Here is a 13,849-nt window from a genome sequence, read left to right on the forward strand (position 1 = left end):
ATTTATAACACTAACAAACTAACTTATGACAAATCAAAATAACAAATCTGCATTAACAACTTTAGTCACTGTGTTCTTTTTTTGGGGATTTATAGCAGCATCAAACGGCGTGTTTATTCCATTTTGTAAAACCTATTTTAATATTGATCAATTTCAATCGCAATTGGTAGATTTTGCGTTTTATGGTGCTTATTACATTGGTGCACTTTTACTGTTTGTCATGTCTAGTGCAATCAAAAAAGACATCCTTAATAATTGGGGTTACAAAGCCGGAATTGTTTATGGCTTGTTATTATCTGCTTTAGGTGCATTTGTCATGTATCCAGCAACAGCAGGTGCTGAACAAGGTCAAACTAGTGTCTTTTATTTAGTACTAATTGCCTTATTTATTGTAGGTCTAGGATTTTCATTACAACAAACTGCTGCAAACCCTTTTACCATTGCACTTGGCGACCCAAAAACTGGATCTCATCGTTTAAATTTAGCTGGTGGAATAAATTCCTTTGGAACAACCATAGGTCCAATAGTGGTGAGTTTTGTAATCTTTGGTTCTGCAACTTGGAGCACAGATGAATTAGCTCAAATGATTACTGAAAATAAAATTACTTTAGTAACTGTACAAACCTTATACCTTGGTGTTGGAGCATTATTTTTGGTGGCTGCAGCATTATTTTATTTTTCAAAAAAACTACCTGCTTTAAAATCTGAAACAGTCTTTGAACCTGCAAACAAAGCGCGTAACTTATTAATCTTGCTAACTTTAGTGGTCTTAGGTTGCTTTGGTTATATTTTTAGTACCTATTCTAACGATACCAATGTAAATGAAGCTATTGAAAGTACACGTTTAATTATTCTTTTTGTTGCACTTTTTGCTGTCATTCTTGCTGTGTTTTTAGCGAACTCAATGGCATCAAAACAACCTAAAGGTTGGGGAGCAATGAAATATCCTCAACTCGTTTTAGGCATGCTAGCTATTTTTACATACGTTGGTGTTGAAGTTACTATTGGAAGTAACCTTGGAGAGCTATTAAAACAAGGCGTTGGAAATTCAAATTTAAATGCATTAAGCTTACCTGTCTTGAATGATTCTGAAATTGGCAAATACATCTCGTTGTATTGGGGCGGATTAATGATTGGACGTTGGGTTGGAGCTATTACAGTATTCAATCCGAGTAAAGGATTAAAAAAAGTCCTTCTTATTATCGTTCCTTATATCGCTTTTGGAGTTATTCTTTTGGTAAATTCATTCAATAGCACATTCACAACAAATGAAATCCTCTTTTTTGCAGTTTGTATCGCTGTTCAAATTTTTGGATTCTTCTTAGCAAAAGACAGTCCTGTTAAAACTTTAAAAATATTTAGCTTTTTTGGAATTTTAGGAATGTTGATTGGTCTATTTTCATCTGGAAACATGGCTTTATATGCTTTTTTATCTGGTGGATTGTTCTGCTCTATTATGTGGCCTTGTATTTTTACATTAAGTATTGCTGGCTTAGGAAAATACACTTCTCAAGGTTCTGCATTTTTGATTATGATGATTCTAGGTGGAGCAATCATTCCGCCTGTTCAAGGAAAACTAGCAGATGTATTCAATATACAATCCTCGTATTGGATTGCTGTATTTTGCTTTGCATATTTATTGTTTTATGCATACCGAACTAAAACAGTTTTAGATAAACAGAACGTTACTTATTAATGGTTAATCAATGCTATGAAACGTAGAAATTTTTTAAAAAAAGCATCATTAACTGGAGTTGGACTGGCAGTTAGTAGCACAACTGTTATTGGTTGTACTGAAACACCTTCCAAAGAAAAAAAATTAGTAACCACAGCTTCTGAAACTAAAACAACTTTACCATTAGTGATTGCTACTTGGCATGTTAAAGATGCAACTGCTAAAGCCATGGAAATCTTACAAGCTGGAGGCAATGCTCTTGATGCCGTAGAACAAGGTTGTAGAATTGAAGAAGCTAACGAAAAAGGACAATCGGTTGGTAAAGGAGGTTTGCCTGATCGTGATGGCAATGTCACACTTGATGCTTGTATCATGGATAAGCATGGTAATTGTGGTGCAGTGGTTTATCTTCAAAATATTACACATGCAGTTTCAGTAGCAAGAAAAGTGATGGAAGACACACCTCATGTTATGCTCGCTGGAGAAGGTGCCAAACAATTTGCAATTTCTAAAGGTTTCAATCCAGAAAATTTATTGACTGATGCTTCAAAAAAAGCATGGAAAAAATGGAAAGTTGAAGCGAAATACAAACCCATCATCAATATCGAAAACCACGATACTATTGGCATGCTCGCTATTGACAAAAATGGTGATATTTCTGGAGCCTGTACGACGAGTGGACTAGCTTATAAAATGGGAGGACGCGTTGGCGACTCTCCAATTATTGGTTCTGGTTTATTTGTAGACAATGAAATTGGCGCTTGTGTAGCAACAGGGTTAGGTGAAGAAGTCGTAAAAACGGTTGGCAGCTTTTTAGTGGTTGAATTGATGCGACAAGGCAAATCACCTCAAGAAGCTTGCGAAGAAGCTATTAGCAGAATCGTCAACAAACCTAATAGCAATTACAAAGATTTTCAAGTTGGTTATATTGCTGTCAATAAAAAAGGCGAAACAGGAAGTTACTCAATCCATCAATGGTTTAGCATGACCAAATTTCAAGATGGTGTGAATGAACAAATACAATCTGATTATTTTAATAAAGCTTAAAACCACTTCACAGTTGCTTTCGCTATTTTCTCTTTAAAGTTATTATAAGGTGGAAATAACAAATGTAAAGGTCCTATAGTATGTTTCTTTAACACCGATCTTGCATTGGTAAATTCCTGAAAGCCAAAAAACCCATGCGACTTTCCTATACCACTATTATTTGAACCTCCAAATGGCAAATGATGATTGGAGTATTGAATAGCATTGGTATTAATACACGTGCTTCCTGCTCTTGTTTCCTGAATTACGGTATTCACAAACGCTCTATTATTAGCATAAATATATAATGCTAAAGGTTTTTCTTTGGAATTGATATAATCAACAACTTCTTTTGTAGAAGTATATGTTTTTATAGGAAGAATTGGTCCGAAGATTTCGTCATTCAATAATATAGTATCCTCTGAAAGATTAGACACTAAAGTTGGCGCTATATACTTTGAAGCTGCATCAGAATCTCCTCCTAAATGAAAATTAGCATGTTTTTCTTTAGCATCTTCAATTGCTGAAACCAATCTATTGAAATGTTTTTGGTTTACAACTCTACTATATGAATTGGATTCCTGAGGGTTTTCAGAATAGTACTGAGTCACCTTCAGTTTAAATGCATCAATAAACTCATTCTTAATCGATTCATGAACAAGCACATAATCTGGAGCAATACAGGTTTGTCCATTATTTAAAAACTTTCCCCAAACGATATTCTTTATTGCAGCTTCAATATGAGCAGACTCATGAATAATGGTTGGTGATTTCCCTCCTAACTCTAAGGTCACAGACGTTAAATGTCTGGCAGCAGCTTGCATAACAATCTTACCAACAGCAGGTGAACCCGTAAAAAAGATATGATTAAATGGAAGCTTTAAGAGCTCTTGAGACACCTCAACTTCACCTTCTACCAATGCCACTTCATTTTCATTAAACACTTCTTTTACAATCTTAGCCATTACAGCAGAAGTATTTGGCGTCATTTCCGAAGGTTTTAAAATAGCTGTGTTTCCTGCAGCAATAGCAGATACTAATGGACCGAAGGTTAAATTTACAGGATAATTCCACGGAGAAATGATTAAACACACACCTTTGGGTTCATACTTTATGTAAGATGATGTTCCTAATAAAGACAAAGGTGTATCTACACGTTGTTTATTCAACCAACCCTTTAAATGAGAGATGGTATGTTTGATTTCCTTAACCACTAAATAGATTTCAGTTAAGTCGACCTCAATTTGAGGTTTTCTAAAATCTTTATAAAGCGCTTCTCTTATTTCTTTTCTATACGTCTTTTCAATAGCATATTGTAAGGCTTTCAGTTTTTTGACTCGCTCTTTATAAGTCGTATTACCAACACGAAATTGATGTTCTTTTTGTGCATTAAAAAGTGCTGCGTAGGTGTTATTGGAGTAATTCATGCTTTGTTCTGGTAAAAATTGAAAGATACAAAAAATCCAAACGTATCATTTTCTCGATAAGACTCAAAATACCATCGACGAACGGCAAACCAACACTTAATTACACTTGAAACACTCACTAACAAAGGGATTGCAAAAAACAGTGTCAATTTTACCGTTGAAATACACACCAAAAAACCACTTATCTAATAAATAAAACACTTCGTCTGACAACGTGTTTACTGGGCTACAAGCTGTTTTTGTGTATTTCATCGATATTTTTTACAGTCGATTTCATCTTATCTAAAAATCAGCCGCTTTTGTCCAAAAATTTCAACTTGAGCTTCAATTGTGATGTTTCTTTGAACTGAGTTTAAAACAAAGTCCCAAGCAATTATGAAAAAAGTTTTTACAATATTAGTTTTAGTTTTATTACCAGTTTTATCATTCGCTCAAGAAGCTAATACAGAAATCAAAAACACTACTACTGTGGAAACTGTAATTGAAAAAAGCAATACAACTGAAGTAAAAAAAGAAACTACTGCAGTGTCTACAATTAAAGCTCAAGTTATTAAGTATAATCGTAAAAAAAGCAACGCAATTATTAGCATTAAAGCTTACAGAAAAAGCTTAAACATTAAAGTTAAAGAAGTAAGAGTTTGTTAAGAACATTATAAATTCAATAAAAAAAGCCCGAAACTAAGTTTCGGGCTTTTTTTATTATAATATCTATTTGCAGATGCCTTACACTAAATTTAACTCACCTTTTGCTTCTTGTTCTTTAAATTTCTTGACCAAATCTAAAGCATCAGGAATCACATCACTACATAAAATAATTAAAGACCCTTTGACTGCATTTTTAACTGCATAAGTTATGGCTTCTTTTTCTGAAGGAATAATAGTTGTTTTCTTATTAGGATCCTTCATTTTAATACCATCATTCAACATTTTAATCAACTCCTCTTCAGTTTTTCCGCGTAAGCGTTTATCCTGACGAATAATGATTTCATCAAACATTTCGGCTGCAATAGCTCCCATTTCATTATTATCTTCGACACGTCTGTCGCCAATTCCAGCAATGATACCAACTTTTACAGTAGCATCAAGTTCATCTGTGAATTTTTGCAAAGCTCTCATACCTGCAGCATTATGTGCATAATCTAACAGAATTGAGAAATTCTCAAATTTAAATAGGTTTAATCGTCCAGGTGTTTGAGAGGCTGAAGGAATAAACGTTTCTAAACCAGCTTTCATATCTTCAATACTAATGCCTTGCACATGAGCTGCTAAAATTCCAGCCAGTACATTTTGAATCATGAATTTTGCTTTTCCACCATAGGTTAATGGAATACTTTCTGCTTTCATAATTCGCATTTTCCATTCACCTCTACATATAGTTACATAGCCATTTTCGTACACAGCTGTAATTCCATTAAGGCGTTGCATGGCTTTAATTCTAGGATTGTTTTCGTCCATAGAAAATAATGCCACATTACAATTGACAGATCGACGCATATCGTAAACCAAATCATCATCAGCATTTAAAATAGCATAACCATCAGGTAAAACAGTTTCTGGAATGACGCCTTTTACTTTAGCCAATTGTTCGATAGTATGAATGCCTTTAAGTCCTAAATGATCTGCAGCCACATTGGTTACAATACCAACATCACATTTTTTAAATCCGAGACCAGCACGAAGCAATCCACCTCTAGCACATTCTAAAACCGCAAAATTTACGGTTGGGTCTTTAAGTACAAACTCGGCACTTGCAGGACCAGTACAATCACCTGTCATTAATAATCGGTTTTGAATATACACACCATCACTAGTTGTGTAACCAACTCGATAGCCTTTCATTTTAGCAATATGAGCAATTAAACGAGAGGTTGTTGTTTTTCCGTTTGTTCCTGTGATTGCTATAATAGGAATACGACCTGTATCACCTTTTTGTGGAAATAATTTGTCGATTACTGGAGCAGCAACATTTCTAGGTAATCCAGTTGTTGGAGCTAAGTGCATTCTAAATCCAGGACCAGCGTTTACTTCTAAAACTGCTCCTCCTGTTTCACTTAAAGGTTTTGTGATATCTGTGGTCATAATATCGATTCCGCAAATATCTAAATCAATAATTTTAGAAATACGTTCTGCCATACTCACATTTGCTGGATGAATAATATCTGTAATATCTTCAGCAGTTCCTCCTGTACTTAAATTGGCTGTATCCTTTAAAATGAGTCTTTCTCCTTCTGCAATTACAGACTCTAAAGTATACCCAGCATCTTTAATAATCGTTTTTGTTAATTCATTCACAGAAATTTGAGTCAGTACATTTTCATGTCCATAACCACGTCGTGGATCTTTATTGACCTCATCAATCAACTCCTGAACTGTTGATTTTCCGTCACCAATAACATGAGCAGGTGTTCTAATAGCTCCTGCAACTAGTTTATTATTAATCACTAATAATCTATAATCGTCACCTTTAATAAATTTCTCAACGATAATGGCACCACTTCTAGAACTTTCTTTAGCATGATGAAAGGCTTGCAATGCGTCTTCATAATTTTGAATATCGACTGTAATCCCTCGACCATGATTTCCATCAATAGGCTTTATTACCAAAGGAAATCCAACATAATCACAAGCGTCCTCTAAGCTACGCTCTCGTCTAATAATATCGCCTCTTGGTACTTCTACTTCGGCTTGCTCTAATAAATACTTTGTATCTTCTTTATCACAGGCTAGTTCTACACCTATACTACTTGTTTCACTAGTAACTGTGGCTTGAATTCGTTTTTGATTGGCGCCATAACCTAACTGACATAGTGAATACTTATTCAAACGAATCCATGGAATACCACGTGCTTCAGCTTCTTCAACAATAGATCCAGTACTAGGACCTAATCGATCTGCCTCACGAAGCTCTCTCATCTCCTGAATATCTTCAGATAAATCATATGCTTCTCCTTTTATTAGAGCTTCACAAATTCTAACTGATGCTTTCGCAGCATAGCGACCTACAGACTCTTCCATATAAGCAAATACCACATTATAAACACCATATTCGCCATAACCTCTAGTTCTTCCGAAGCCAACATCCATACCTGCAAGCGTTTGAATTTCTAAGGCTATATGTTCAACAATATGTCCCATCCAAGTGCCTCTTTTAACACGTTGAAAAAAACCTCCTGGTTCTCCAACAGAACATCGATGTTCGTACATCGTTGGAAACATTGTGGTAAGGCGCTCGTAAAAACCATCAATTGTATCTGAAGGTCTTTCCTCCATACCTCCAAGATCTAGAACCATTACGATTAATTTATGTCGTCTAACAGACCAATAATTTGGTCCTCTCATAGCATTTATACTGCGAATTTCCATGCGAATTTATTTTCAGTTAGTTAATGTGAAAGATTATAAATATAACATTTTTCAATAGAAAAATTAGTTTATTTTTGCTTAATATTAAAACTACAGAACAGATAATATGCAGAAGATAAAAGGAACATTAATTCCTATTGGAGGAAATGAAGATAAAGGGATCGAAGCTGATGAAATGTATACTTTAGAGTTTATTGATGAAGGCATTTTATATCATGTTGTAAAAGAAGCTGGAGGTACAGATGCTAATATTGTTGTGATTCCTACTGCATCGAGTATTCCTGTAGAAATTGGAGAAAATTATCTTACTGCCTTTAACACATTAGGCTGTAAAAATGTTCAAGTATTAGATATTCGTTCAAAAGAAGATTCTGAAACGCAACATGCTATCGATTTAGTTCAAAATGCCAACTGCATTATGTTTTCTGGTGGTGATCAATCAAAAATTGCAAACAAAATTGGCGGAACAATTATTCATGACATTCTATTACATCGTTATAAAAATGAAGAAGGATTTGTAATTGCAGGTACAAGTGCAGGAGCTATGGCTATGGCGAAAGAAATGATTGCTGGTGGAAGTGCTACTGAATCCTTTATTAAAGGCGCTGTTAACATGTATAAAGGTTTAGGTTTAATTCCTGAATTAATCATTGACACTCATTTTATTAAACGCGGACGATTTGGTCGAATTTCTGAAGCGGTTGCGCAGTTTCCTAAACTTATAGGCTTAGGTTTAGCTGAAGACACTGGTTTAATTATAAAAAACAACTGCTTTGAAATTATAGGCTCAGGAATGGTGATTGTTTTTGATGGTCGTAAAATCAAGCATAACAACCATAACATCTTAGAAGAAGGCACTCCAATGTCTCTCACAAACTTAAAAACGCATATCTTATCGAATGGAGATCGCTTTAATATTAAAAAGAAAAAAGTGGAAGTTCTTCCAATAGAAGCGCCTTTTATCTAATTTTTTTTGTAGACATTGTAATTAGGTCTACTTTTCGTCTTATGAAAGTTAGGGGTTTCATAGGCATTCTTTTTTTATGCATTCAAATAGGATTAATTGTCCACGCTCGTTTTATACCTGAGCGTTTTTTTTGTTGGGCTCCTTATGATCAGCACACAAAATTTCAAGTATTTGTTTCTATAGATGGAAAAACACTTTCGCCAGAAGAAACAGTTGCTCGTTATAAATACAAAATGAAAGGCTGGGAACAACGTTCTATTGATAATATTTTTTCATTAATATCTCAATACGAAAACACTTATGGTAAAGATGATAATGCACAAGTCACTATGATTTATTCAACAAATGGTCATGACGAAAAAAAATGGACATTTAAGCATGAATAATTTTCCAACATTTATCTTAAGACCATTTCAATTTGAGGGCACAAAGCTGCATCCAAATGTGTTATTGATGTGTAAATTACTTGTCATTTTAATGACAGCACATCATATGTTTTTTAAAATTGAAGATCCGCATATTCCTTTTATTACAGCATTAGACTGGTTTCATAATTATCCTAATCTTTTCAAATATACTTTTAGAACTGTTTATGCTTGTAGTGTGTTTGCCTTACTATTTAATATAAAAGTGAGAACAGCAAGTATCATCATAGGACTTGTTGTAATATTAAATATATTAGCTTCAAAACCCTTGTTTTTTAACCATAATTTCATTTGTGGTTGTGCCTTATTTTTAGCTGGATTAACCAATGATAAAGAACCTCCTTATTTGCTCATCTTTCAATTGAGTTTGGTATATTTTGGAGCTTCAATTAATAAATTCCTAGAACCCGATTGGTGGTCTGGAGCATTTATGGATACTTGGCTAGGAAGCGCAAGAGAAAATCCAGTGTATTTATACATTTCTAAATCGTTACCCGAAATGCTCTTTGCAAAATTACTATCATATATTGCTATGTTTACTGAATTTGCTATAGCAATCTTAATCTTATTTAGAAGAACCAGATCTCTAACACTGTGGTTTATTATTATTTTTCATACCACACTCTTCACGCTTACAGCTTTTCGATTTGGGCATTTTATTGAATCGTTAGCTATTGTATTATTAGCATTTTTAAGCATCCCAAAAGAGCAGTTGATTGTAAATTACAAACCGTCGGAAATATTAATTAAACTAAGAGGTTTCTTTAAATTTTTAGATCGAGACAATAAACAGGTTTGGTCTTCTTTAACTTCTGAAAATAAACATTGGTTAAGTCTTAAAACCAAAGGCAAAACACTTTATAATCATAATGCATTAAAAGACCTCTTCTTATATACACCTAACTTTTTTATGTTCCTTTTGTTTATAGATATGACTATGTATGTCATTCTTTATAACTACAGAACAGCATTATTTGTTTTAAACGCTATATTTATTTGGAGTGTTATTTTTTACTTCTTACCTATAAGATTATCAAGAAAAAAGATATAACTCAGCTATTTATAGATCGCAATCTCTTCTCTCCCTTCTGAAGTTTTACAAGCGCGATACATGCCTTCAGTATTAAATGGCATGGCAATATTTCCTTTAGCATCAACAGCAATTAATCCACCATCACCTTTTATTTCTAAAATACGTTTATTAATCACTTCTTCTGAAGCTGCTTGCAAACTCATTTCTTTATGTTCCATTAAGCAAGCCACATCATAAGCCACAACGCCTCTAATAAAAAACTCACCACTTCCTGTACAAGACACAGCACATGTTTTATTGTTTGCATAATTTCCTGCTCCTACCATTGGAGAATCGCCAACACGTCCCCATTTTTTATTAGTCATTCCTCCAGTTGATGTTGCTGCTGCAACATTTCCATCTTGGTCACAAGCCACTGCTCCAACCGTTCCAAACTTAGAATCCTTTTTTGTAGAATGATCCAACTGAAAACTATCAGTATCTTTTATCTCTAACCATTGTTGGTGACGAAATTCATCATAAAAGTAAGAAGCTGCTTCTTCCTTATAATGCAATTCTTTTGCAAACTGCATCGCTCCTTCTCCTGCTAAAAATACATGCTCACTTTTTTCCATTACATCACGTGCAAGACTTACTGGATTTTTTATTCCAGAAATCAAACTCACAGCGCCTGCATTTAAGGTCTTTCCATCCATAATACTTGCATCCATTTCATGAGTTTCGTTAGCAGTAAATACAGACCCTTTTCCTGCATTAAACAATGGTGAATCTTCTAAAATTTTCACAGCAGTCTCAACAGCTTCAATAGCTGTTCCTCCTTTAGACAACACTAAATAGCCTTCATCTAAAGCTGCTTTTAAATCGGTTTTATATTGGGCTTCCAATTCTGGTGTCATCATTCCTTTCACTAAAGTTCCTGCTCCACCATGAATCGCTATTGAAAATGTATTCATTAAAAAAAATTTAGTGCCGAAAATTACAAATTGCATTCCAAATAATATTCATTAAAGCATAAGTTTTTGTAGCTTTGAGTTTCTTTCAATTTCATTCAAATGTCTGATCAAAAACGCCTTTTCTTAGTTGATGCTTATGCATTAATTTTTCGTGGCTATTACGCCTTTATAAAAAACCCGAGAATTAACTCAAAAGGTGAAGACACCTCAGCTATTATGGGTTTTATGAATTCCCTTTTAGATGTTATAAAACGTGAACGACCAGATCATTTAGCCGTTTGTTTTGATAAAGGCGGAAGTGCAGATCGTGTCGAAATGTTTGATGCTTATAAAGCTAATCGTGACGAAACTCCAGAAGGCATTAAAACTGCTGTGCCTTATATTTATGAGATATTAAAAGCCATGCACATTCCTATTGTGATGAAAGAAGGTTATGAAGCCGATGATATCATAGGAACCTTATCGCGACAAGCCGAAAAGGAAGGTTACAAAACCTATATGGTCACACCAGACAAGGATTTTGCGCAATTGGTAACCGACAATATTTTTATGTACAGACCAGTGTTTGGTGGTGGTTACGAGACTTGGGGAATTCCTGAAGTGCAAAAAAAGTTTGAAGTAGAAGATCCAATACAAGTGATTGATTTTTTAGGCATGATGGGAGATTCTTCCGATAATATTCCTGGTTTACCTGGTGTTGGTGAAAAAACTGCTAAAAAATTCATCAATCAATTTGGTAGCATGGAAGGTTTACTGGCTAACACAGACCAGTTAAAAGGGAAAATGAAAGAAAAAGTAGAAGCTAATGGCGAATTAGGTTTGTTATCTAAAAAACTGGCAACCATCATGTTGGATGTTCCTGTAACTTTTGATGCTAAAGATTTTGAATTAGACCATCCAGATGTTGAAAAAGTAAAAGAAATTTTTCAGAATTTAGAGTTTAGACGACTCACCGATAATTTCTTAAAAACCTTTGCTACAGAAGATGATAAAGCTTCAAAAAATACTGCTGTCATTTCGAGCACTTCGACTTCGCTCAGCACAGGCTCTGTCGAGAAATCTTCTTCGGTTTCAACTTCATCTTCAAAAACCGCAGGTTCAGGGCAATTTTCATTATTTGGAGGAGACACTTCAGATACTACAGAAGTGGTTTCCGATTACACTAGAAAAACAGCCAAAACCACCTCACATTTTTACCAAAGTGTGGCTTCTGGAATGGCAACCAAACTATTTATAAAAAACTTACTCAACCAAACTTCAGTTTGTTTTGATACTGAAACCACAAGTATCAATCCGTTACAAGCAGAATTAGTTGGTATTGCTTTTTCTTGGGAAACAGGTAAAGGCTTTTACATGCCTTTTCCAGAAGATAGAAGTGAGGCTCAAAAATTAATTGAAATGCTAAGACCTTTTTTCGAAAATGAAAACATCGAGAAAATTGGTCAGAATTTAAAATACGATATCAAAGTTTTAGCAAAGTACAATATTGATGTCAAAGGCAAATTCTTCGACACCATGTTGGCGCATTACCTCATCAATCCAGATATGCGACATAATATGGATGTGCTAGCAGAAACCTATCTCAATTATACACCTATTTCTATCACAGAACTTATTGGTAAAAAAGGAAAAAATCAGCTTTCTATGAGAGACGTTCCTTTAGAACAGCAAACCGAATACGCCGTTGAAGATGCCGATATTACGCTTCAATTAAAAGAACATTTTGAAAAAGAATTAGGCGAAGCTAACACTCAAAAGTTATTTGATGAGATTGAAATTCCGTTGCTTCGTGTATTAGCTTCTATGGAATTAGAAGGTATTAACCTAGACAAAGACTTTTTAAATTCATTATCTAAAGAATTAAACAACGATATTATTAATCTTGAAAAAAGCATCTATGATGCTGCTGGAGAAGAGTTCAACATCGCCTCACCTAAGCAATTAGGAATTATCTTATTTGAAAAAATGAAGTTGGTTGATAAACCAAAAAAGACTAAAACTGGTCAGTATAAAACAAGTGAAGACATCTTATCGTACTTAGCCAAAGAACATAAAATTGTTCAAGATATTTTAGACTATAGAGGACTTTCAAAACTAAAAAGCACTTATGTTGATGCCTTACCACTTCAAGTAGATGAAGCTACACATCGCGTACATACAGATTATATGCAAACCGTTGCAGCTACTGGACGTTTGAGTAGTAATAATCCAAATTTACAAAACATTCCTATTCGTACCGAACGTGGTCGACAAGTACGTAAAGCCTTTGTCCCTAGAAATGAAGAGTACACCTTATTGGCAGCCGATTATTCACAAATAGAACTACGTATTATTGCTGCTTTGAGTCAAGAAGAAACTATGATTGAAGCCTTTAAAAATGGTGAAGATATTCATACCTCAACCGCTTCAAAAGTATTTAATGTGCCTATTTCTGAAGTCACTCGTGAGCAACGTAGTAATGCCAAAACTGTTAACTTCGGAATCATCTATGGTGTATCTGCCTTTGGACTAAGCAATCAAACCGATTTATCTCGTGGTGAAGCTAAAGATCTTATTGACACCTATTATGAAACCTATCCGAAACTCAGAAACTACATAAGCGAACAAGTTGATTTTGCAAGAGATCATGGTTATGTACAAACCATTTTAGGACGTCGTCGTTATTTAAAAGACATCAATTCTCGTAATGCTGTGGTTAGAGGAGCAGCTGAACGCAATGCTGTAAATGCACCAATTCAAGGTAGTGCAGCAGACATCATTAAAATTGCGATGATTAATATTCATAAAAAATTACAAGCAAGTAATTACAAATCGAAAATGTTACTGCAAGTACATGATGAATTAGTGTTTGATGTTTTTAAACCTGAATTGGAAGATATTTCAAAACTTATTAAATCTGAAATGGAGAATGCCTATAAACTTGAAGTACCTTTAGATGTTGAAATTGATACTGGTTTGAATTGGTTGGAGGCGCATTAGA

General features: G+C 34.4%; 10 protein-coding genes. 7 read left to right on the forward strand and 3 right to left on the reverse strand.

What is annotated here, in order from left to right; genetic code table 11:
- The first annotated feature begins 25 nt into the window (after positions 1-25).
- Complete coding sequence (locus ACP15M_RS05125; protein WP_425076111.1) at positions 26-1,696, forward strand: MFS transporter; 1,671 nt, start codon at positions 26-28, stop codon at positions 1,694-1,696.
- A 15-nt stretch (positions 1,697-1,711) separates the two neighbouring features.
- Complete coding sequence (locus ACP15M_RS05130) at positions 1,712-2,722, forward strand: N(4)-(beta-N-acetylglucosaminyl)-L-asparaginase (protein ID WP_425076112.1); 1,011 nt, start codon at positions 1,712-1,714, stop codon at positions 2,720-2,722.
- Here ACP15M_RS05130 and ACP15M_RS05135 read toward each other — a convergent pair.
- A complete protein-coding gene (locus tag ACP15M_RS05135) occupies positions 2,719-4,128 on the reverse strand; it encodes an aldehyde dehydrogenase family protein (RefSeq protein WP_425076113.1) in 1,410 nt (469 codons plus the stop codon). The two genes, ACP15M_RS05130 and ACP15M_RS05135, sit on opposite strands and share 4 nt — an antisense overlap.
- A 375-nt stretch (positions 4,129-4,503) precedes the next feature.
- On the opposite strand from ACP15M_RS05135, the gene ACP15M_RS05140 reads away from it, so the two are divergent.
- Positions 4,504-4,773: a hypothetical protein gene (locus ACP15M_RS05140; protein WP_425076114.1), complete on the forward strand. Its 270-nt coding sequence runs from the start codon at positions 4,504-4,506 to the stop codon at positions 4,771-4,773.
- A 78-nt stretch (positions 4,774-4,851) separates the two neighbouring features.
- Here the strand turns inward: ACP15M_RS05140 and cphA are convergent, their stop codons facing one another.
- The gene (gene cphA / locus ACP15M_RS05145; protein WP_425076115.1) at positions 4,852-7,491 is read right to left on the reverse strand and encodes a cyanophycin synthetase; all 2,640 of its coding nucleotides are present in this window, start codon (positions 7,489-7,491) and stop codon (positions 4,852-4,854) included.
- 106 nt (positions 7,492-7,597) lie between these two features.
- Here cphA and ACP15M_RS05150 point away from each other — a divergent pair, with 106 nt between their 5' ends.
- Genes ACP15M_RS05150 through ACP15M_RS05160 form a run of 3 tightly spaced genes read left to right on the forward strand, consistent with a single transcriptional unit; the run spans position 7,598 to position 9,934 of the window.
- Positions 7,598-8,458 carry a cyanophycinase gene (locus tag ACP15M_RS05150; RefSeq protein ID WP_425076116.1) on the forward strand — a complete coding sequence of 287 codons (861 nt, stop codon included), beginning with the start codon at positions 7,598-7,600 and terminating at the stop codon, positions 8,456-8,458.
- A 41-nt stretch (positions 8,459-8,499) separates the two neighbouring features.
- Positions 8,500-8,844 (forward strand): hypothetical protein, encoded by a 345-nt coding sequence (locus tag ACP15M_RS05155; RefSeq protein ID WP_425076117.1) that lies wholly within the window; start codon positions 8,500-8,502, stop codon positions 8,842-8,844.
- Entirely contained in the window at positions 8,810-9,934 is a 1,125-nt protein-coding gene (locus ACP15M_RS05160) for an HTTM domain-containing protein (RefSeq protein ID WP_425076118.1), read from the forward strand. The genes ACP15M_RS05155 and ACP15M_RS05160 overlap by 35 nt, the downstream gene beginning before the upstream one ends.
- A gap of 5 nt (positions 9,935-9,939) precedes the next feature.
- Here the strand turns inward: ACP15M_RS05160 and ACP15M_RS05165 are convergent, their stop codons facing one another.
- The gene (locus ACP15M_RS05165) at positions 9,940-10,869 is read right to left on the reverse strand and encodes an isoaspartyl peptidase/L-asparaginase family protein (protein WP_425076119.1); all 930 of its coding nucleotides are present in this window, start codon (positions 10,867-10,869) and stop codon (positions 9,940-9,942) included.
- Between the two features lie 99 nt (positions 10,870-10,968).
- Here ACP15M_RS05165 and polA point away from each other — a divergent pair, with 99 nt between their 5' ends.
- Complete coding sequence (gene polA / locus ACP15M_RS05170; RefSeq protein ID WP_425076120.1) at positions 10,969-13,848, forward strand: DNA polymerase I; 2,880 nt, start codon at positions 10,969-10,971, stop codon at positions 13,846-13,848.
- The last annotated feature ends 1 nt before the right edge of the window (position 13,849 follow it).

Source organism: Psychroserpens sp. S379A, assembly GCF_049800755.1.
Taxonomy (GTDB): Bacteria; Bacteroidota; Bacteroidia; order Flavobacteriales; family Flavobacteriaceae; genus Psychroserpens.

Bases quoted from the DNA above. Each gene is read 5' to 3' on its own strand.
- ACP15M_RS05150 (WP_425076116.1), top strand. From the start codon at position 7,598: ATGCAGAAGATAAAAGGAACATTAATTCCTATTGGAGGAAATGAAGAT.
- polA (WP_425076120.1), top strand. From the start codon at position 10,969: ATGTCTGATCAAAAACGCCTTTTCTTAGTTGATGCTTATGCATTAATT.
- ACP15M_RS05165 (WP_425076119.1), bottom strand. From the start codon at position 10,869: ATGAATACATTTTCAATAGCGATTCATGGTGGAGCAGGAACTTTAGTG.
- ACP15M_RS05155 (WP_425076117.1), top strand. From the start codon at position 8,500: ATGAAAGTTAGGGGTTTCATAGGCATTCTTTTTTTATGCATTCAAATA.
- ACP15M_RS05125 (WP_425076111.1), top strand. From the start codon at position 26: ATGACAAATCAAAATAACAAATCTGCATTAACAACTTTAGTCACTGTG.
- ACP15M_RS05160 (WP_425076118.1), top strand. From the start codon at position 8,810: ATGACGAAAAAAAATGGACATTTAAGCATGAATAATTTTCCAACATTT.
- ACP15M_RS05130 (WP_425076112.1), top strand. From the start codon at position 1,712: ATGAAACGTAGAAATTTTTTAAAAAAAGCATCATTAACTGGAGTTGGA.
- ACP15M_RS05140 (WP_425076114.1), top strand. From the start codon at position 4,504: ATGAAAAAAGTTTTTACAATATTAGTTTTAGTTTTATTACCAGTTTTA.
- ACP15M_RS05135 (WP_425076113.1), bottom strand. From the start codon at position 4,128: ATGAATTACTCCAATAACACCTACGCAGCACTTTTTAATGCACAAAAA.
- cphA (WP_425076115.1), bottom strand. From the start codon at position 7,491: ATGGAAATTCGCAGTATAAATGCTATGAGAGGACCAAATTATTGGTCT.